This is a genomic window from Pseudomonas sp. CHM02, from assembly GCF_000612585.1.
Taxonomy (GTDB): Bacteria; Pseudomonadota; Gammaproteobacteria; order Pseudomonadales; family Pseudomonadaceae; genus Aquipseudomonas.
Genome location: NZ_JFCA01000007.1, coordinates 1 through 20050, shown reverse-complemented (window position 1 = coordinate 20050; position 20050 = coordinate 1). Strand labels below are relative to the sequence as shown.

Genomic DNA, 20050 nt, shown 5'->3' with positions numbered 1-20050 from the left:
CGCCTCACACCCTCACAAAATAGACGCTGGGCGGGTCCGCTTGAACGACGGGCCATTGAACGCCCGCCACTATCCGAACCAATCGATTTTCCTGCATGGCACGCTGGACAGCCACGAATGGAGGCGAACCAGGATTAGCATTGATGGCGTGATTCAACCACCGGTCCGTCAGCCTCTTCTTTATCTGAACACTCCCTCGCTCAACCCACTGGGGGGTGATGTAGTACACCTTGCCTGAGTTGGAGGATCGGTGCATCGCGATCAGTTCATGCATGGCATAGGCGGTACGTCGTACCTCGACTTCATAGACGTTGAAACCCTGCTGTTCCAGAACGTTGCGGATCGCCGCGCGTTGCACGCTGTTTCGCTGTTCTTTTTTCCCTGCTCCACTGGAGCGCAACGCCGAATCCAACCCCTGCACGCTGAAGTCGACGCGAGTAAAACCCGGTGCCCGGCTCGCGTTACCGATGGTGATCGAGGTGCCGCGCCTTTCGGTGGTCCGTAGCATTCTCAGCAAGTCATCTGTCTGGCCGAGGCCCATGGTGTGCGGAGTCAACCAATTGTCCAGCGTTGCACGGATATTGAGCAGATGAGAGGCAGTGGCCTCGTAGGTTGTATCCGCCAATTCAATCAACCTTCTGACGGCCATTCTCTGGCTGTGAAGGGTCATAGTGGGGAATGCAGCACCTACATAACGCTCCAAAGGCCGGTCAAACAAGCGCGCATGCAACTGCCAGTCCCCCATCGCGGTGCGCGATACCGGTATGGGCTGCTCCCCAAGCGCAATCGTGGTCCAACGCTCAATATCAATGTAGGCACGTGAGACCAGCAGTTGATCCGGAGTAATAAACGCAATGCCGCTCCTTGGCGCATTGCTCCCCTCATCAAGCAACCTGTAATACCCGATCCCAGAGGCTGACTGCGTGTCATACCACGCTCCAATGTAGATGGCGTCGTAGGATAATCTCTCGGCGCCCATGTTCACGTGAAACGTCCCGAGCGCCGAAAAAGCAGGCACCTGCCCCGCAGGCATCTGAACCCTCCAATCGAACCAATCGGAGGCTGGCGCAGGTGATTGGAGTATGCGCAGTTCTGTAGCGGCGCGCACACTGGGTGGCCACCAGTCTGGCGTCGCTGGCACTTGCCCCGGCCAAGGGTTGAGCCTGCCCGAGCTCGGCCCCGCCACCGGCGCATCCGCGCCCAGTAACCATTCCCTGGGCTGGTGGATATTCAGAATCAGTTCGTCTTGACCCGGCGACTGCCGGTTTTTCACGCGCAACGACCGCTCGCTGCCGCGCCTGTAAAGCGGATAGTGGTGAGTGTCATCCGTCACGAAAAATTCGCCATTTTTTACGTAGACCCCATGCTCGCCCTCCCCTTTGAGCGCTACAGCGCCCTCAGGCACGCCCTTGATCTTGAAACGCTCCAGGGCCTTGAGTTGAGTGACCGACGGGGGCGCCAAGCGCAAAGGCTCGCCGAGTGCGGTCATGCGCAAGCGACGTATCCGTCCCAGCAGGGTGCTCGGTGTCGGCCGTGGAGCATGGGGCAATGCAGTGCCCGCTTTCTTGGGGCCGGGTATGAAGTTCGATAACAGCTCAAGTGCCAAAAAGACGGTCATAAAGCCCACATCGACCGCATCATGGGGGTCGCCAGAGCGATGGTAGCGCCGCGCAGCAAGCAGCAGCTCATAAGCATCATTAAACAGCCCGAATGACGGAGAGAAAAATGCCACCAACCTCCGCCGGGTGGTATCGCTCTGCTCGCCAAGGCGACGAACTCGATATTTTTGCAACTCCTTGCCGGACTGACTGAGCGCCTGGGTCCGGCGTTGCAGTTCAAGCACGCTGGCGCGGTACAGCAATGCCCGGGCGTTGCCGAGAGAGGTGGGGACAACAGCCAGCCAATGCTGTGGATCACTGGCAATCTGTTCCATCGCTTGTTTTTCGACCTCGCACTCTAACGGCGTCGGCTCCACATGCCTGATGCTGAATGAGCGAATAAACTTGCCCGCCTGCCAAATCCCCATCTTCATGACAAAAACAGGTAATTGATGAAGCGTACTGAATGCCTGGCGGGGTCTGTCGGCAACCTCCGGATGATGGGCAATGGCCTCAAATGCCCAACCGGGAGCAACCTGTCGTGCCAGTACCTTGACGTTCTCCGGCAATGCACCGATACGATTCAGTTCGTCATGGGCCCGTTGCAGGCTGGCGTATTCGGTGAGGACCAGGGCTGGCGGAGCCTCGGGCCAATAGACCACGCACACCCCGGAAGACGTGTCGTGCACAAGCACTATCCCCGCGATGTAGCGATCATGCTGCATCGTGTGACCCACCACATGAAGCACATGCAGCTGCAACTGATGCTGGTTTTTCAACAGGTCCTGTGGCGTTCGTGCCGCCATCGCCGTCTTGAATATGCTCTGCGCGGTCGCCGACATGCCCTGCTGAGTCGCCAGGAAAAGATGGTACTGAAAACCGGTGCGCAAGGCGCGATTCAACAACTCGGGAATACGTCCTTCGTCGGGCCTGTGGGGGGCGTCAATGCGCGGGTAAAACACCTTATTGATCAACGCATCATACTGGCCGCCAATATCCAGGGAAGACACCAGACCGATCAGGTAACTGGCACTCAGCCGCGGTTTCCAGTCAGGCTGCAGATAGCGGGCACGGTCGAATCGCCACTTCGTCCAGGGTGCCTGAGGGTCCAGGTTATGCAACGCCAGTTTCAACAGACTGAACGTTGTCCGCTCAGGGGTAGCGGTCAATTTTATGTTTCGATCGCCCACCGGGCACTCGGGTGAATCCCCACAAAAGCTGCCGAAAACACCATCAGGCATATCAATAAAGCACTGGTCGATATCCCACGACGGCGAGATGCCATCCTGGCTCAATCGAGCCGTCAAGGCGCGACGGGCGAATGTGTCCAGGTCGGGCAAAGCGTGTTCACGTCGGTTTTCAAATGCATAGGTGCTGTTCAGATACAGGCGCTGCAAATGCATGAATTTTTTACGTTGGGCGCGCGTGGCATACGCCAACCAGGGGGGCAGTTTCTTCGCTTCAGACGCGGTCTTGCGCAGCAGCTCGACATTCGCCCTGGCCTGGTCCAAGGCGTTGTTGACGGGAATTTTCAGCTGCCCTTCCAGCTCCCCCCTTAACAGCGCGCGACTCAACTCGGCGTCCTTCACCTCACTGAAAATACGCGCGATGTCCTCGGTACTGTTGTACAGGCGGTGGTGACAACCCAGCAGTTTTTTGAGAGCGGCCAGCAAAGGACGGCCCTTGATCTCAAGGTAGCGAACCGCGAGCGTGCCACGTGCCGCATGTGCACGCAGGTCGGAGCGCTTATCACGCTCGACAGCCCCCCACAGCACGGAGCCGTCCGGGCTGCTCAGGCTGGCCTTGAGGCCTCGGGTCAATGCGTCCACGCAGGCAAAGGCCTTTACTCCACCCTCCGCTCCGAAAGCGTAGAGCACTACCGGTCGCTGCCGGGTCGGGACCCTCACCGCAGCCGCCGTAGTCATCACCCAGACATTATGGAGCGGGTAGAAGGCGTCCGGCTCGCTGCCCACCGCGATCGACAGTACCTGGGTATCACTGACCGGGCGCTTGGTTGCCAAGGGCTGCTCCATCACTTCGAACACCAGGTCTCGATGGGCCGTACCGATCAACTTGAGCCGGTGCAGCAACTGAACCTCGCAAAGCAGGGCCTCGGTCTGGGCTTGCATAAACAGGGAAACACGCCTGGTCGTGCACTTCCCGGCAGGGCGTTCCCTGGCCGTACACTCCTTGGCGGGATTCTCCGTGGCCGTGCACTCCATGGCAGGGCTCTCCTTGGCCGCGCACTCCCTGGCAGTACACTCCCGGGTAGGGCGCTCCGTCCAGAAAGCCACCTCGAGCAGCCGGGACGGCGCGGCTTGCATCAATGTATTCAAATCACAGGTATGGACGCCGAGTTGCCCCACAAGGGACATGACCCCCAGGTAGGCTGGCGTCTCTGCGCTGAGGTCATCCGGGTCGAGCAGCGCGACCAGGCCTTTTTCGTAGCGCTTGACCTGCTGCTCTACGGTGCGCAGGGCCAAACCCGGCGCCACACTGGCGAAGACTATTTCTTCGGCACGTCGCTGCTGGTCCCACTTAAGCAATTGATCGCCAATGACGCCGAGGCGGGCGCCCCCGACCAGCTGTTTCCTGGAACGCTCAACGTGCGCGAGAACATCTGCGGCATCCAGTGGTTGAGGTACGGGTCGCGTGTCGGAGAATACGTGCGAAAAATAAACCTTCACGGCACACCCCAGTTCGTTGGCCCATTGTCCGGCCAGCAACGCCTGAGCGCCCTGTGCCAGCGCATCGTCCATCACCTCCAGGCCACACATGAAGCCGGTCGCTGGCGACATATCTGCCGGCCGGTGCAATGCCTTGCGTCGACTTAACGGCAAGCAATGCCAGAGTTGGTGGAACAGCGAGCGGTTCAACCCCAGCAAGGTGCACTGAAGGGCAGAGAAGGACGCGGCCTCGTAAAAATTCCGGACCGCACCCGGCAGGTAAATCACATGCGGCGCGTCGCTGGGGCTGCCTTCTCGATAAAGATACAACGCACCGGGAATCGCGACAGCAGGAGTACCCGGCCACATCAATTGACTCACTTTCACGCTGGCCCACTCCCGGCCTGCCCGCTCACGCGCGTCTGCGGTCGGGGCATCGATCAGGGCTTGAACCATGGCCATGCCTGCATTTGTTAGTTCCTCCAGCTGATGCGCCATGAAGGCGCGGTCAGCGAAGAGCGTCTTCTGCAACTCGACCCAACGCTCGCGGCGTGTGCGCCAGGACCCCAACGCCAAGGTGTTCCAATAGTTGGAGGCCGCGTGATCCAGTCGTTCAAAGAGCCTCATCGCGATCACCCGCTGCAATACTTCCAGCGGCCTGTACGGTAAACGCCTGTTCGGATCATCTTTAATGCTCAGAGCGGTGAACCGATTAACGTTGATCTCCACCGTCGGCAGGACCAGCAACGACAACGCGCGCTCGGTCAAACTCTCGACTTTGCGTGGCGGGTCGGGCGGTTTGGGCTCGGTGAACAACAGGCTGTCAGGATCGATCTCGAATGCTTTGCGCAATTCGGTGCGAATCACCGCCAGGACTTTGGGCGAGCGCCCTATCAGGCGGGCAAGTTCCTGCGTCGAGTCTTTACACCGCCAGTCGGCAAGCACGATCTGATTGATCAGTCGGCTGGGCTGGGGGGCTGCGTTGATCCGCCGAGCCAGCAGATCACGAATGGACGCAGACTCGCCGGGGTCGTCCATATCAAAAGGGGGCGCAACGCTCGGGTGATCGGGGGCCAAGGTCATGGAGTTTTCTTCTCTAGGACGAAAGCTCCCAGCCTAGGCATCACCGGCAAACACAAGGCGCTAGATAGTTGAACTATCTACGCGCAAAAAAAAGCCCGCAGTGTGGGCGGGCGAAAAACCAACGAAGAGCTTTGGGGGTGTGAAGCGAGGTGACGCTCAGCTACCGCGATAAGTGGAATAGCTGTAAGGCGAAATCAGTAGGGGAACATGGTAGTGATCCTGCTCGGCGCTGATGCCGAAGCGCAGCACCACCACATCCAGGAAGGCCGGTTCTGGCAGTTGCACGCCACGGGCGCGGTAATAGTCGCCGGCACTGAATTGCAATTGGTACACGCCGCTGCGGTAGTCGTCGCCCTGCAGCAGCGGTGCGTCGCAGCGGCCGTCGCTATTTGTCAGCGCGGTGGCGACCAGTTCCAGCTGTGCGCCTTCGACGCGGTACAGCTCAACCTTGATCGCGCTGCCAGGGCAGCCGTGTGCGGCGTCCAATACGTGTGTGGTCAAACGTCCCATGGCGTCTACGCGCCTCCTGTGATCAGTAGAAAGAGGATCCGCACTTTTTCAGGGCATCAAAAAAGCCGGCGACGGCTGATTAAGACATTTTTCAAAAAAATTGTACACAATAAATTCAACCAATATCCTGCGCCCCACAGGCGCCGGTGTGACGGCGATAGAGGTACACCTAATAGACCCAGATGAGACGCTCGTCGACAAGCCAGCTCCTGCAGGTGGGCGTACGGCAAAAAGTTTTTGACGTTTAGCTGACCAGTCAGGCAGGTTTCTTGCAGTAGCTTCAGTGCGCACCGTTCAGAAAAAATGCAGAAATGCAGGCTTACAAAGTCGACGATAAGTTGTATACAATCACTCATCGCTACTACGACGAACAAGAAGGAAGACTGCAGTGAGCGCTGACTACCCACGCGACCTGATCGGTTACGGCAGTAACCCTCCTCACCCCCACTGGCCGGGCAAGGCGCGCATTGCGCTGTCTTTCGTACTCAACTACGAAGAAGGCGGCGAGCGCAATATCCTGCACGGCGACAAAGAGTCCGAAGCCTTCCTGTCGGAAATGGTCTCGGCCCAGCCGCTGCAAGGCGAGCGCAACATGAGCATGGAGTCGCTGTATGAATACGGCAGCCGAGCCGGCGTGTGGCGCATCCTCAAGCTGTTCAAGGAATTCGACATTCCGCTGACCATCTTCGCCGTGGCCATGGCCGCCCAGCGCCACCCGGACGTTATCCGCGCGATGGTCGCCGCCGGCCACGAGATCTGCAGCCACGGCTACCGCTGGATCGACTACCAATACATGGACGAGGCCCAGGAGCGCGAGCACATGCTCGAAGCGATCCGCATCCTCACCGAACTCACCGGCGAGCGCCCACTGGGCTGGTACACCGGCCGCACCGGCCCCAACACCCGGCGGCTGGTGATGGAGGAAGGCGGTTTTCTCTACGATTGCGACACCTACGACGACGACCTGCCCTACTGGGAACCCAACAACCCGACCGGCAAACCGCACCTGGTGATCCCCTACACCCTGGACACCAACGACATGCGCTTCACCCAGGTCCAGGGTTTCAACAAGGGCGACGACTTTTTCGAATACCTGAAAGACGCCTTCGACGTGCTGTATGCCGAAGGCGCGGACGCACCGAAAATGCTCTCCATTGGCTTGCACTGCCGCCTGATCGGCCGCCCGGCGCGCCTGGCGTCGTTGAAGCGCTTTATCGAGTACGCCAAAAGTCACGAACAGGTGTGGTTCACTCGCCGCGTGGATATTGCCCGGCATTGGCAGGCAACCCACCCGTACACGGGAGCAGCAAAATGACTGCGTTCCAGACCTTGAAACCCTCGACCCTGAGCCGCGATGCGTTTGTCGCTGCCTTCGCCGACATCTATGAGCATTCGCCATGGGTGGCCGAAAAGGCCTTCGACCTGGGCCAGGACGCTTCGATCGACCAGATCGAAACCCTGCACCAGCGCATGAGCGACATCCTGTTGAGCGCCGATCATGCAAGCCAACTTGCGCTGATCAACGCTCACCCGGACCTGGCCGGCAAAGCCGCCGTCCAGGGCCAACTGACCCAAGCCAGCACTGATGAACAGGCTGGCGCGGGGATTCACCAATGCACGGCCGAAGAGTTCTCGCGCTTCACCGAGCTGAACGATGCCTACAAGGCCAAGTTCAAGTTTCCCTTCATCATGGCGGTAAAAGGCAGCAACCGGCACCAGATTCTCGCCGCGTTCGAAACGCGCATTCACAACTCGGTGGACACTGAGTTCAAGTGCGCGCTGGACGAGATCAACAAGATCGCGTTGTTCCGCTTACTGACCCTCTAAACGACCATCCCCAGCCACTTTATCTAAGGCAGACAAGAAGAATGAAAGCTTACGCCGTACCTTTCGAGAAGTTCGTCAACCTGGCCGACGCCCGCCTGGGCACCAAGATCATCTCTGTCACCGATGACTGGTTCGCCGACGCCAACCGCCTGTTCCAGCCGACCCCGGCCGTGTGGAAGGAGGGCGTTTTCGATGACAACGGCAAGTGGATGGACGGCTGGGAGTCGCGCCGCAAGCGCTTCGAAGGCTACGACAGCGCAGTGATCCGTCTGGGCGTACCGGGCTCGATCAAAGGCGTGGACATCGACACTTCATTCTTCACCGGCAACTTCCCGCCATCGGCGTCCCTGGAAGCCTGCTTCCTCGCAAGCGGCGAGCCGGATGACAACACCCAGTGGGTTGAAGTGCTGTCGGCTGTCGAGCTGCAAGGCAACAGCCATCACTTCCACGAGATCAACAACGACCAGGCATTCAGCCACCTGCGTTTCAACATCTACCCGGACGGTGGCGTGGCCCGTCTGCGTGTGTACGGCATTCCGTTCCGCGACTGGTCGGCCGTGGGCGACAACGAACAGGTCGACCTGGCCGCAGCCCTGAACGGTGGCCGCGCACTGGCCTGCTCCGATGAACACTTCGGCCGCATGAGCAACATCCTCAACCCAGGCCGTGGCATCAACATGGGCGATGGCTGGGAAACCGCGCGTCGTCGTACGCCGGGCAATGACTGGGTGATCGTCGCACTGGGCCACCCGGGCGAGATCGAGAAGATCATCGTCGACACCCTGCACTTCAAGGGTAACTACCCGGACACCTGCTCGATCCAGGGCGCGTTCGTGAAGGGCGGCACCGACAGCCAGATCGAAACCCAATCGCTGTTCTGGCGCGAACTGCTGCCGGCGCAGAAGCTGGAAATGCACGCTGAACACACGTTTGCCGAGCAGATCAAGGCACTGGGCCCGATTACCCATATCCGCCTGAATGTGTTCCCGGATGGTGGCGTGAGCCGCCTGCGGGTCTTGGGCAAAGTAGCTAAATAAGCGGTGAGCCCATTGCAGGCAAGCCAGCTCCCACATTTGAATGTATTCGCAGATCAAAATGTGGGAGCCGGGCTTGCCCGCGATAGCAATAGAACAAACAACACAGAACTCGGATAAGAGACAGCCATGCGCACACTGATGATCGAACCCCTGACCAAAGAAGCCTTCGCCCCTTTCGGAGACGTTATCGAAACCGATGGCAGCGATCACTTCATGATCAACAACGGGTCGACCATGCGCTTCCACAAACTGGCAACGGTGGAAACCGCGACGCCGGAGGACAACGCGATCATCAGCATCTTCCGCGCCGACGCGCTGGATATGCCGCTGACCGTGTGCATGCTGGAACGACACCCGCTGGGCAGCCAGGCTTTCATTCCGCTGCTCGGCAACCCCTTTCTGATCGTGGTCGCGCCACTTGGCGATGCACCTGTATCAGGCTTGGTCCGCGCCTTCGTCACCAACGGCAGGCAGGGCATTAATTACCATCGCGGCGTCTGGCACCACCCGGTGCTGACGATCGAAAAGCGGGATGACTTCCTGGTGGTTGATCGCAGTGGCACAGGCAATAACTGCGATGAGCATTTTTTCAAAGAGGATGAGCGGTTGATCCTCGCCCCCCACCAATAAGAGAAGGTCTGATCACCCGACAACAAGGGTGACAGGCGAGAGGTAAAGACTGTGGAAGCACATTTGATGGAATGGCTGAACCTGAGCGTGCGCTGGGTTCACATGATCACGGGCGTCGCGTGGATCGGCGCTTCTTTCTACTTCGTCTGGCTGGAAAACAACCTCAATCGCGTCAACCCCAGGAGCGGCCTGGCCGGTGACCTGTGGGCGATCCACGGTGGCGGCATCTACCACCTGGAAAAATACAAACTGGCCCCGCCGACCATGCCGGACAACCTGCACTGGTTCAAATGGGAAGCCTATTTCACCTGGATGTCGGGCATTGCACTGCTGTGCGTGGTGTTCTACTGGAACCCCACGCTGTACCTGCTGGCTCCGGGCAGCAGCCTCAGTGGTCCGGAAGGCGTGTTGCTGGGCATTGGCTCATTGTTCGCCGGCTGGTTCATCTACTCCTTCCTCTGCGACTCGGCCCTGGGCAAGCGCCCTGCCCTGCTCGGCTTCATCCTGTTCGTGCTGTTGATTGCCGCCGCGTACGGTTTCAGCAAAGTGTTCAGTGGCCGTGGCGCCTACCTGCACGTGGGTGCGGTGATCGGCACCATCATGGTCGGCAACGTGTTCCGCATCATCATGCCGGCACAACGTGCGCTGGTCGCGGCGATCGCGGAGAACCGCACGCCGGACCCGGCGCTGCCGGCCAAAGGACTGCTGCGTTCACGCCACAACAACTATTTCACCTTGCCGGTGCTGTTCATCATGATCAGCAACCACTTCCCGAGCACCTACGGCAGCCAATACAACTGGCTGATCCTGGCGGGCATCGCGGTGGCGGCGGTGTTGGTGCGGCACTACTTCAACACCCGGCATAACAGCCAGAAGTATGCGTGGACCTTGCCGGTGGGCGCGTTGGCGATGATTTGCCTGGCGTATGTGACCGGTCCAAAACCGGTGTCAACGTCTCCAGAAGTGGCCAAGGCACCGGCGGCGATCGAATACCAGCCATTGCCGGAAACCGCATTGGGTGGTGGCCTGAAACCTGCCGAGCCGGCTGCAGCCCCCGCTGCGCCCGCCCAGGCGACGATTGATTTCGACAAGGTGCACGGAGTGATCCAGGAACGCTGCGCCGTGTGCCACTCGGCCAAGCCCACCAGCCCGCTGTTCAGCACCGCGCCAGCTGGCGTGATGTTTGACACACCGGCACAGATCCAGCAGCAGGCAGCGCGCATTCAGGCGCAGGCCGTGGCGAGCCAGATCATGCCACTGGGCAACATCACGCAGATGACCCAGCAGGAGCGGGATTTGATTGGCACCTGGATCAATCAGGGGGCGCGTACCAACTAACTGATCCACACAAATCCAACTGTGGGAGAGGACTTGTGTGGGAGCTGGCTTGCCTGCGATGCGGGCACCTCGGTGCATCAGATATACCGAGGTGATGCTATCGCAGGCAAGCCAGCTCCCACATAAACCAGCTCCCACAGCTGGCACCGTGCAAGTTTGTAGATTGAGTTCCACCCGGCAATTGAATGCCAAACAATACAAAAATAAAAAAGATCCGAGGTGTTGCATGACCGAGTTAGCCGAACCGCAGATTCCTGCCGCGCCCGCCATGGTGCGGCTGCCCCTCTTGCAACTGATTCTGGTAGGCCTGCAACACGTCTTGCTGATGTACGGCGGCGCCGTCGCCGTCCCCCTGATCATTGGCCAGGCCGCCGGCCTGAGCCGTGAAGAAATCGCCTTCCTGATCAACGCCGACCTGCTGGTGGCCGGCATCGCCACCATGGTGCAGTCGTTCGGCATCGGCCCGGTGGGCATCCGCATGCCGGTGATGATGGGCGCCAGTTTCGCCGCCGTCGGCAGCATGGTCGCCATGGCCGGCATGCCCGGCATCGGCTTGCAGGGGATCTTCGGCGCGACCATCGCCGCCGGGTTCTTCGGCATGCTGATCGCACCGTTCATGTCCAAAGTCGTGCGCTTCTTCCCGCCCCTGGTGACCGGCACGGTGATCACCGCAATCGGCCTGTCGCTGTTTCCGGTGGCCGTGAACTGGGCCGGGGGTGGCAGCGCCGCCGCGACGTTTGGCTCACCGATTTACCTGGCGATTGCCGCGCTGGTGCTGACCACCATCCTGCTGATCAACCGCTTCATGCGCGGCTTCTGGGTCAACATTTCGGTGCTGATCGGCATGGGCCTGGGCTACGCCTTGTGCGGGGCCATGGGCATGGTCGATCTCAGTGGCCTGGCCCAGGCGCCGTGGGTGCAAGTGGTGACACCGCTGCACTTCGGCATGCCCAAGTTCGAGTTGGCGCCGATTTTGTCGATGTGCCTGGTGGTGGTGATCATCTTTGTCGAGTCCACCGGGATGTTCCTTGCGCTGGGCAAGATCACCGGCCAGGAGGTCACCCCGAAGATGCTGCGCCGTGGCTTGCTATGTGATGCGGGCGCGTCGTTCGTGGCCGGCTTCTTCAACACCTTTACCCACTCTTCGTTTGCACAGAACATCGGCCTGGTGCAGATGACCGGCGTGCGTTGCCGCTCGGTGACGATCATGGCCGGGGCCTTCCTCATCGTGCTCAGCCTGCTGCCCAAGGCCGCCTACCTGGTGGCGTCGATTCCACCGGCGGTACTCGGTGGCGCGGCGATTGCCATGTTCGGCATGGTGGCGGCCACCGGGATCAAGATCCTCCAGGAAGCCGACATCGCCGACCGTCGCAACCAGTTGCTGGTGGCGGTGAGCATCGGCATGGGCCTGATCCCGGTAGTGCGCCCGGAGTTCTTCGCGCAGTTGCCGCTGTGGATGAGCCCGATTACCCACAGTGGCATCGCCATGGCCACCCTCAGCGCGTTGTCGCTGAATATCCTGTTCAACATTCTCGGCGGCGCTGAACGGCCTGCCGTTGCTCACACGCATTGATTCCTTTGTTCGTAAAACAATAACAACAGACAGGGAACATCCACATGCACGCCATTGACCTGGGGCCGGCCACGAGCCGTGCCCCATTCTTGCCCCACGCGCTCTGTTACAGCGCACTTGAGCCCAGGCTTTGGAGCCAGTATTCTCCGCGCCCGCTCGAATCGACTCAAAAAAAAACAGCGAATGTAAAAGCTGACTGCAAGGCCAACTTATCCCGGCCTTATGTCTGCGGCCAAAGTGCGCAAAAGTCCTCTGAATTCGACTGCATCCGATGCAGCCGACGGGGATTTTTTGGCTTTTCAAACACCTTGGCGCAGCTCTTGCTAAAAGCATTAAAGCTGACCGAACAGACGATTTTTGCAGCGAACCAAAAGGCGCCACACCAGAGCGCTTGCGTAGAAGAAAAACCATAAAACTTTAACTCGGGAGCAACCGAATGAAACCTATGTTCAAAGGCCTGATGCTGGCGGGATCCCTGCTGGCCGGTGGCCAAGCCGTGGCCGGTGACCTGTTGCAGTGGCAGAACAACAGCCTGACTTACTTGTGGGGCAAGAGCTTCACCGTCAACCCGCAGATCCAGCAAACCGTCACGTTCGAACATGCCGATGCCTGGAAGTACGGCGACAACTTCTTCTTCCTCGACCGCATCTTTTATAACGGCAAGGAAGACGGCAATGTGGGCCCGAATACTTACTACGGCGAGTTCAGCCCGCGTTTGTCGTTCGGCAAGATTCTGGACAAGGACCTGTCATTCGGCCCGATCAAGGATGTATTGCTGGCACTCACCTACGAGTTCGGCGAAGGCGATAACGAGTCGTACCTGGTCGGCCCTGGCTTTGACTTGAACATCCCCGGTTTCGATTACTTCCAGTTGAACTTCTACCAGCGCCAGACCGAAGGCAATCGCCCGGGCGACGGTGTTTGGCAGATCACCCCGGTGTGGTCGTACACGATCCCGGTGGGCAACTCGAATATCCTGATCGACGGTTTCATGGACTGGGTAGTCGACAACGACAAGAACGCCCGTGGCACTTACCACGCCAACCTGCACTTCAACCCGCAGGTCAAATATGACCTGGGTAAAGCGCTGCATTGGGGCGACAAGCAGTTGTATGTCGGTTTTGAATACGACTACTGGAAGAACAAGTACGGGATCGAAGATTCCGGCGCGTTCAAGACCAACCAGGACACGGCGAGCTTCCTGGTCAAGTACCACTTCTGACCCTGGCTGATTTCCATGCCCCTACCCTTGTAGGAGCCCGGCTTGCCGGCGATAGCGGTCCTGAGGACGCCATCGCCGGCAAGCCGGGCGCCTACAGGTTCGGCGTGAGGCCCAGGAACCTCGACAGCTCTTCACGCTTGGCCAACGCATCGCGCCGCCCCAATTCGATCAATTCGCTGCAATACCCCGCCTCGAACAGCAAATAACTCAACACCCCTGCCCCGCTCGTCTTGGTCGCCCCCGGCCCACGCAAGAACAGACGCAACGCCGCCGGCAATTCCTGCCGGTGCCGCGCCGCGATTTCATCGATCGGCTGGCTCGGCGCAATCACCAGCACGTCCACCGCCGCCACCCCAGGTGCGGCATGACTGAATTGATTCAAGCGCTCCAACAATTCGATATCGCTTTCCAGGCTGTCAATGAAGGTGCTGTTGAGCATGTGCCCACCGATCTGCGCCAGGGTCGGCTCCTGGCCGGTGTAGGTGCGTTGCGTCGCCGGTTCGTTACCTCGCGGGTTACCGCTGACACCGACCACCAGCACGCGACTGGCCCCCAGGTGCAAGGCCGGGCTGATGGGCGCCGATTGCCGCACGGCGCCGTCGCCGAAATATTCCTGGTCGAGTTTCACCGGGGCAAACAGCAACGGAATCGCCGAACTGGCCAGCAGGTGTTCCACCGTCAGTTGGGTCGGCACGCCGATGCGGCGATGGCGCAACCAGGCGTCAATGGTGCCGCCGCCCTGGTAGAAGGTCACCGCCTGCCCGGACTCGTAACCGAAGGCCGTCACCGCCACCGCGTGCAGATGCTTGTGGCGGATGGCCTCGTCGATGCCGTCCAGGTTCAAGCGCTCCTGCAACAAGTCACGCAGCGGCGAGCTGTTCAGGAGCGCCACCGGCACCTGGGCACCGATCCCCAGCAGGCTGTGGATGAGAAAGCGGCTCGCCTGGCGAATCACCCCGGGCCAATCGCTGCGCAGCACCAGGTGGCTGCGAAAGCCCTGCCAGAACGCGGTGAGGCGTTGGATGGCCGCCGTGAAGTCCATGGCGCCACTGGCCAGGGTCACGGCATTGATCGCGCCGGCCGAGGTGCCGACGATCACCGGGAACGGGTTGGGCGCCCCTGGCGGCAACAGCTCGGCAATCGCCGCCAACACCCCTACCTGATACGCCGCTCGCGCCCCACCGCCGGAAAGAATCAAGCCTGTAACCGGTTCAGCTGGGCGCATTGCGTCACTCCATGTGGGCCATCAAGGGAAGGTTCGGTCTTATCAGCGGCGTTTTTCGTACAGCTTGGCTTCACCCGGTGGCCGGCTCTTGAAGCGGCGATGGGTCCACAGGTATTGCTCGGGGCATTCACGTACCGAGGCTTCGACCCACTGGTTGATGCGCAGGCAGTCGACTTCATCGCTCTCGCCGGGGAAGTCGGTCAACGGCGGGTGGATCACCAGGCGGTAGCCGCTGCCATCGGCCAGGCGCTCCTGAGTGAACGGCACCACCAGCGCCTTGCCCAGGCGGGCAAACTTGCTGGTGGCCGTCACGGTCGCGGCCTGGATGCCGAACAGCGGCACGAAGATGCTTTGCTTGGCGCCGTAGTCCTGGTCCGGTGCGTACCAGATGGCGCGGCCGGCGCGCAGCAACTTGAGCATGCCACGCACGTCTTCGCGCTCCACGGCCAGGGAATCGAGGTTGTGGCGCTCGCGGCCACGGCGCTGGATAAAGTCGAACAGCGGGTTGCCGTGCTCGCGGTACATGCCGTCAATGGTGTGCTTCTGCCCCAGCAGCGCGGCGCCGATTTCCAGGGTGGTGAAGTGCAGGGCCATGAGGATCACGCCCTTGCCATCCAACTGCGCCTGCTTGAGGTGTTCCAGGCCTTCGACGTGGGCCAGGCGCGCCAGGCGCTGGCGCGACCACCACCAGCTCATGGCCATTTCAAAGAACGCGATGCCGGTGGAGGCAAAGTTTTCCTTGAGCAACTGTTTACGCTCTTTGGCGGATTTTTCCGGGAAGCACAGTTCCAGGTTGCGCGCGGCGATGCGGCGACGTTCGCCGGCCACGCGGTACATGCCCGCCCCCAGCAGCCGACCGATGGTCAGCAGCGCACGGTACGGCAGTTGAGTGACCAGCCACAGCAGGCCGAGTCCCAGCCATAACAGCCAAAAACGCGGGTGAAAAAATACAGCTCGAAAACGCGGGCGATCCATTACAGATTCCGGTAAAGACAAGGGCCGCGCATTCTACAACGGTTCGACTCGGCTTGCGGCCCGTGAGTGTTCTCGTTATAAGTCTCGACACTTTTCGTGACAAGCCGCTTTTGCCGACCATGAGCCAAACCGAACCGCTAGACCAAGATCCCGTGTTCCAGCTGAAAGGCAGCATGCTCGCCATCACCGTGCTGGAACTCGCCCGCAACGACCTCGACGCCCTGGACCGCCAGCTCGCCGCCAAGGTCGCCCTGGCGCCGAATTTCTTCAACAATGCCCCGCTGGTGCTGGCCCTGGACAAACTGCCCGCCGGCCAGGGCAGCATCGACCTGCCCGGCCTGATGCGCGTATGCCGCTCCCATGGCCTGCGCACCCTGGCGATTCGCGCCAGCCGTATTGAAGACATTGCCGCTGCCATCGCTATTGAACTGCCAGTACTGCCGCCGTCCGGCGCGCGCGATCGTCCGCTCGAACCATTGGTCGGTGAAGAGAAGAAAAAACCGGAAAAACCACCCGAGCCTGCGATCAAGCCTACAAAGATCATCACCTCGCCCGTACGCGGCGGGCAGCAGATTTACGCCCAGGGTGGCGACCTTGTGGTGATCTCCTCGGTCAGTCCGGGGGCGGAACTTCTGGCCGATGGCAATATCCATGTATACGGCCCGATGCGCGGACGTGCTCTCGCTGGCATCAAGGGCGATACCAAGGCCCGTATTTTTTGCCAGCAGTTGACCGCTGAGCTAGTGTCCATCGCAGGCCAGTACAAGGTTTCAGAAGATTTGCGCCGTGATCCGCTGTGGGGGGCTTCGGTGCAGGTCAACCTGTCGGGCGATGTGTTGAACATCATCCGTCTTTAACGGATACTGCCGCATTTTCCAAGCATCTCTAGACTCTGATAGCACAGCGAAACCGGCAAGACTTGCGTAGGAATAATTGGAAGTAGGCGTTTCCTCTGGGAAACCCCATCTTTTTCCTACAAAGGCTGTCCGCCTGCAGCGAGTTCCAAGAGATGTTTTTCAGGGACCGAAAAGTCCTTTTTCCTTAGGGGTGAAACACCTTGGCCAAGATTCTCGTGGTTACATCCGGCAAGGGTGGTGTGGGTAAGACCACCACCAGCGCCGCTATCGGTACCGGTCTCGCGCTGCGCGGCCACAAGACAGTTATCGTCGACTTCGACGTCGGCTTGCGTAACCTCGACCTGATCATGGGCTGCGAACGCCGCGTGGTGTATGACTTCGTCAACGTGGTCAACGGTGAAGCCAACCTGCAACAGGCCCTGATCAAGGACAAGCGCCTTGAGAACCTGTACGTACTGGCCGCCAGCCAGACCCGTGACAAAGACGCGCTGACCAAGGAAGGCGTAGGCAAGGTCCTGGCCGAGCTGAAGGAAACCTTCGAATACGTGGTCTGCGACTCGCCGGCCGGTATCGAGACCGGTGCGCACCTGGCGATGTACTTCGCCGATGAAGCCATCGTGGTGACCAACCCGGAAGTCTCCTCCGTACGTGACTCGGACCGCATGCTCGGCCTGCTGGCCAGCAAGTCTCAGCGCGCCGAGAAAGGCGAAGACCCGATCAAGGAGCACCTGCTGCTCACCCGCTACAACCCTGAGCGCGTCAGCAACGGCGAAATGCTCGGCGTTGAAGACGTGAAGGAAATCCTCGCAGTGACCCTGCTGGGTGTGATCCCGGAATCCCAGGCAGTCCTCAAGGCTTCCAACCAGGGTGTTCCGGTGATTCTTGACGACCAGAGCGACGCCGGCCAGGCGTACAGCGATGCCGTTGATCGCTTGCTGGGCAAGACCGTGGAACATCGCTTCCTCGATGTCAAGAAGAAGGGATTCTTCGAGCGTATCTTTGGAGGCAACTAAACAATGAAATTTCTCGACTTCTTTCGCGCCAACAAAAAGCCAAGTACCGCGTCGGTAGCGAAAGAGCGTCTACAGATCATCGTGGCGCACGAACGCGGCCAACGCAGCACGCCGGACTACTTGCCAGCCTTGCAGAAGGAACTGGTCGAGGTGATCCGCAAGTACGTCAATATCGGCAACGATGACGTGCACGTCGCCCTGGAAAATGACGGCAGCTGCTCGATTCTGGAACTCAATATCACCCTGCCTGATCGTTGATCGAACAGGCGGCCGCCACGGCGGCTCGTTCACCCTGACCCGTTTTACGGGTCGGGTGGGCGAGCCGCCGTTGGCGTTTGTTACGAGGCTGTTGAATGCCGCTGTCCAATATCCACATCCTGTATCAGGACGACGCCGTCCTGGTGGTGAACAAGCCCACCCTGCTGCTCTCGGTGCCTGGCCGCGCCGATGACAACAAGGACTGCCTGATCACTCGCCTCCAGGAAAACGGCTACCCCGAAGCCCGAATCGTGCACCGCCTGGACTGGGAAACCTCGGGGATCATCCTGCTGGCTCGGGACGCCGATACCCATCGCGAACTGTCCCGCCAGTTTCACGACCGTGAAACCGAAAAGGCCTACACCGCCCTGGCCTGGGGCCAACCGGAACTGGACAGCGGCAGTATCGATTTGCCATTGCGCTACGACCCGCCGACCAAGCCCCGGCACGTGGTGGACCACGAGTTCGGCAAGCATGCGCTGACCTTCTGGAAGGTGCTGGAACGTTGCGGCGACTGGTGCCGCGTCGAGCTGACGCCGATCACCGGGCGCTCGCACCAGTTGCGCGTGCACATGCTCTCCATTGGCCACCCGCTGCTGGGTGATGGCCTGTATGCCCATGAGCAAGCCCTGGCCGCCTGGCCGCGCCTGTGCCTGCACGCCAGCATGCTGAGCTTCACCCACCCGCAGAGTGGCGAGCGTTTGCGCTTCGAGTGCCCGGCCCCTTTTTAAAGCTGCGAACGCAGTACATTGTGGGAGCTGGCTTGCCTGCGATAGCGGTCTATCTGTGCCAAATGTATTGACTGACACACCGCTATCGCAGGCAAGCCAGCTCCCACAGTAGTTTTGTGTGTTGCTCAAGAAGGTAGCTTCACGCCAAATCGCGAGCCAATACGGTAAACTCCGCGCATTGCTGTCTGGAGCTATTTATGCGCGAAGCGTTGAATCAAGGCCTGATCGACTTCCTCAAGGCCTCCCCTACTCCTTTTCATGCCACCGCGGCCCTGGCCCAGCGCCTGGAAGCCGCCGGCTACCAGCGTCTCGACGAGCGCGAAACCTGGACCACCGAGGCCAACGGGCGCTATTACGTGACCCGTAACGACTCCTCGATCATCGCGTTCAAGCTCGGCCGCCATTCGCCGCTGCAGGGCGGCATCCGCCTGGTCGGTGCCCACACCGACAGCCCGTGCCTGCGGGTCAAGCCGCAGCCCGAGCTGCAACGCCAGGGTTTCTGGCAGTTGGGCGTGGAAGTCTACGGCGGTGCGCTGCTGGCGCCATGGTTCGACCGCGACCTGTCCCTGGCCGGCCGCGTGACGTTCCGCCGCGACGGCAAGGTCGAAAGCCAGTTGATCGACTTCAAGTTGCCGATTGCCATCATCCCTAACCTGGCCATTCACCTGAACCGTGAAGCCAACCAGGGTTGGGCGATCAATGCCCAGACCGAGTTGCCGCCGATCCTCGCGCAATTTGCCGGTGATGAGCGCGTCGACTTCCGCGCCGTGCTCACCGAGCAACTGGCGCGCGAGCATGGGCTGAACGCCGACGTGGTGCTCGACTACGAGCTGAGCTTCTACGATACCCAGAGCGCCGCAGTGATCGGCCTGAACGGCGACTTCATCGCCGGCGCGCGCCTGGACAACCTGCTGTCCTGCTACGCCGGCCTGCAGGCCCTGCTCACCAGTGACAGCGAGGAAACCTGTGTGCTGGTGTGCAATGACCACGAAGAAGTCGGCTCCTGCTCGGCGTGCGGCGCCGATGGCCCGATGCTCGAACAGACCCTGCGTCGCTTGCTGCCGGAAGGTGATGAATTCGTACGCACCATTCAGAAATCTCTGCTGGTGTCGGCCGATAACGCCCACGGCGTGCACCCGAACTACGCCGAGAAGCACGACGCCAACCACGGCCCCAAGCTCAACGCCGGCCCGGTGATCAAGGTCAACAGCAACCAGCGCTACGCCACCAACAGCGAGACCGCCGGGTTCTTCCGCCACCTGTGCATGGCCCAGGAAGTGCCGGTGCAGAGCTTCGTGGTGCGCAGCGACATGGGTTGTGGTTCCACCATCGGCCCGATCACCGCCAGCCACTTGGGTGTGCGCACCGTGGACATCGGCCTGCCGACGTTCGCCATGCACTCCATTCGCGAACTGTGCGGCAGCCATGACCTGGCGCATCTGGTGAAGGTGTTGGGTGCGTTTTATGCAAGCCACGACCTGCCCTGATAATTAGGGCTGACTCGGTC

Annotated in this window: 17 protein-coding genes; 13 read left to right on the top strand and 4 right to left on the bottom strand. The window is 60.3% G+C overall.

The window, feature by feature from the left end; all coding sequences use genetic code 11:
- Window positions 1-4: 4 nt before the first annotated feature.
- Complete coding sequence (locus BM70_RS33290; protein ID WP_025854996.1) at window positions 5-5347, bottom strand: dermonecrotic toxin domain-containing protein; 5343 nt, start codon at window positions 5345-5347, stop codon at window positions 5-7.
- Window positions 5348-5503: 156 nt separating this feature from the next.
- A complete protein-coding gene (gene uraH / locus BM70_RS0105075; protein WP_025854995.1) occupies window positions 5504-5857 on the bottom strand; it encodes a hydroxyisourate hydrolase in 354 nt (117 codons plus the stop codon).
- A gap of 388 nt (window positions 5858-6245) precedes the next feature.
- Here uraH and puuE point away from each other — a divergent pair, with 388 nt between their 5' ends.
- The 8 genes from puuE to BM70_RS0105040 all read left to right on the top strand — a co-directional run bounded on the left by puuE (window position 6246) and on the right by BM70_RS0105040 (window position 13484).
- A complete protein-coding gene (puuE, locus tag BM70_RS0105070; RefSeq protein WP_025854994.1) occupies window positions 6246-7172 on the top strand; it encodes an allantoinase PuuE in 927 nt (308 codons plus the stop codon).
- Window positions 7169-7684, top strand: a complete 516-nt coding sequence (gene uraD, locus BM70_RS0105065) for a 2-oxo-4-hydroxy-4-carboxy-5-ureidoimidazoline decarboxylase (protein WP_025854993.1) — start codon at window positions 7169-7171, stop codon at window positions 7682-7684. Before puuE ends, uraD begins: the two co-directional genes overlap by 4 nt.
- Window positions 7685-7725: 41 nt before the next feature.
- Complete coding sequence (alc, locus tag BM70_RS0105060; protein WP_025854992.1) at window positions 7726-8721, top strand: allantoicase; 996 nt, start codon at window positions 7726-7728, stop codon at window positions 8719-8721.
- A 126-nt stretch (window positions 8722-8847) separates the two neighbouring features.
- Window positions 8848-9351 (top strand): ureidoglycolate lyase, encoded by a 504-nt coding sequence (locus BM70_RS0105055; RefSeq protein ID WP_025854991.1) that lies wholly within the window; start codon window positions 8848-8850, stop codon window positions 9349-9351.
- Between the two features lie 51 nt (window positions 9352-9402).
- Window positions 9403-10689: a urate hydroxylase PuuD gene (locus BM70_RS0105050; RefSeq protein ID WP_025854990.1), complete on the top strand. Its 1287-nt coding sequence runs from the start codon at window positions 9403-9405 to the stop codon at window positions 10687-10689.
- Between the two features lie 226 nt (window positions 10690-10915).
- Window positions 10916-12262, top strand: a complete 1347-nt coding sequence (locus BM70_RS0105045) for a nucleobase:cation symporter-2 family protein (RefSeq protein WP_025854989.1) — start codon at window positions 10916-10918, stop codon at window positions 12260-12262.
- A 44-nt stretch (window positions 12263-12306) separates the two neighbouring features.
- On the top strand, window positions 12307-12675 hold the full coding sequence (locus tag BM70_RS32995; protein ID WP_155952122.1) for a hypothetical protein: 369 nt from the start codon (window positions 12307-12309) through the stop codon (window positions 12673-12675).
- A gap of 23 nt (window positions 12676-12698) precedes the next feature.
- The gene (locus tag BM70_RS0105040; protein ID WP_025854988.1) at window positions 12699-13484 is read left to right on the top strand and encodes an outer membrane protein OmpK; all 786 of its coding nucleotides are present in this window, start codon (window positions 12699-12701) and stop codon (window positions 13482-13484) included.
- A 91-nt stretch (window positions 13485-13575) separates the two neighbouring features.
- Here BM70_RS0105040 and BM70_RS0105035 read toward each other — a convergent pair whose 3' ends face one another.
- The gene (locus tag BM70_RS0105035) at window positions 13576-14709 is read right to left on the bottom strand and encodes a patatin-like phospholipase family protein (RefSeq protein WP_025854987.1); all 1134 of its coding nucleotides are present in this window, start codon (window positions 14707-14709) and stop codon (window positions 13576-13578) included.
- 42 nt (window positions 14710-14751) lie between these two features.
- Window positions 14752-15684, bottom strand: coding sequence for a lipid A biosynthesis lauroyl acyltransferase (locus BM70_RS0105030; RefSeq protein WP_025854986.1), 933 nt, complete (start codon window positions 15682-15684; stop codon window positions 14752-14754).
- A gap of 119 nt (window positions 15685-15803) precedes the next feature.
- Between BM70_RS0105030 and minC the strand changes: the two genes are divergently transcribed.
- From minC to BM70_RS0105005, 5 genes are all read left to right on the top strand, one after another.
- Entirely contained in the window at window positions 15804-16541 is a 738-nt protein-coding gene (gene minC / locus BM70_RS0105025; protein ID WP_025854985.1) for a septum site-determining protein MinC, read from the top strand.
- A 200-nt stretch (window positions 16542-16741) separates the two neighbouring features.
- Complete coding sequence (minD, locus tag BM70_RS0105020) at window positions 16742-17554, top strand: septum site-determining protein MinD (protein WP_003209098.1); 813 nt, start codon at window positions 16742-16744, stop codon at window positions 17552-17554.
- Between the two features lie 3 nt (window positions 17555-17557).
- Entirely contained in the window at window positions 17558-17812 is a 255-nt protein-coding gene (minE, locus tag BM70_RS0105015; RefSeq protein WP_003175252.1) for a cell division topological specificity factor MinE, read from the top strand.
- Window positions 17813-17907: 95 nt separating this feature from the next.
- Window positions 17908-18543, top strand: a complete 636-nt coding sequence (locus tag BM70_RS0105010) for an RluA family pseudouridine synthase (protein WP_010208822.1) — start codon at window positions 17908-17910, stop codon at window positions 18541-18543.
- A gap of 197 nt (window positions 18544-18740) precedes the next feature.
- The gene (locus BM70_RS0105005; RefSeq protein ID WP_025854984.1) at window positions 18741-20030 is read left to right on the top strand and encodes a M18 family aminopeptidase; all 1290 of its coding nucleotides are present in this window, start codon (window positions 18741-18743) and stop codon (window positions 20028-20030) included.
- Window positions 20031-20050: the final 20 nt, after the last annotated feature.

Excerpts from the sequence above, each read along its gene's own strand:
- BM70_RS33290 (WP_025854996.1), bottom strand. The coding sequence starts at position 5,347 with ATGACCTTGGCCCCCGATCACCCGAGCGTTGCGCCCCCTTTTGATATG.
- uraH (WP_025854995.1), bottom strand. The coding sequence starts at position 5,857 with ATGGGACGTTTGACCACACACGTATTGGACGCCGCACACGGCTGCCCT.
- uraD (WP_025854993.1), top strand. The coding sequence starts at position 7,169 with ATGACTGCGTTCCAGACCTTGAAACCCTCGACCCTGAGCCGCGATGCG.
- alc (WP_025854992.1), top strand. The coding sequence starts at position 7,726 with ATGAAAGCTTACGCCGTACCTTTCGAGAAGTTCGTCAACCTGGCCGAC.
- BM70_RS0105055 (WP_025854991.1), top strand. The coding sequence starts at position 8,848 with ATGCGCACACTGATGATCGAACCCCTGACCAAAGAAGCCTTCGCCCCT.
- BM70_RS0105045 (WP_025854989.1), top strand. The coding sequence starts at position 10,916 with ATGACCGAGTTAGCCGAACCGCAGATTCCTGCCGCGCCCGCCATGGTG.
- BM70_RS32995 (WP_155952122.1), top strand. The coding sequence starts at position 12,307 with ATGCACGCCATTGACCTGGGGCCGGCCACGAGCCGTGCCCCATTCTTG.
- BM70_RS0105040 (WP_025854988.1), top strand. The coding sequence starts at position 12,699 with ATGAAACCTATGTTCAAAGGCCTGATGCTGGCGGGATCCCTGCTGGCC.
- BM70_RS0105035 (WP_025854987.1), bottom strand. The coding sequence starts at position 14,709 with ATGCGCCCAGCTGAACCGGTTACAGGCTTGATTCTTTCCGGCGGTGGG.
- BM70_RS0105030 (WP_025854986.1), bottom strand. The coding sequence starts at position 15,684 with ATGGATCGCCCGCGTTTTCGAGCTGTATTTTTTCACCCGCGTTTTTGG.
- minC (WP_025854985.1), top strand. The coding sequence starts at position 15,804 with ATGAGCCAAACCGAACCGCTAGACCAAGATCCCGTGTTCCAGCTGAAA.
- minE (WP_003175252.1), top strand. The coding sequence starts at position 17,558 with ATGAAATTTCTCGACTTCTTTCGCGCCAACAAAAAGCCAAGTACCGCG.
- BM70_RS0105010 (WP_010208822.1), top strand. The coding sequence starts at position 17,908 with ATGCCGCTGTCCAATATCCACATCCTGTATCAGGACGACGCCGTCCTG.
- BM70_RS0105005 (WP_025854984.1), top strand. The coding sequence starts at position 18,741 with ATGCGCGAAGCGTTGAATCAAGGCCTGATCGACTTCCTCAAGGCCTCC.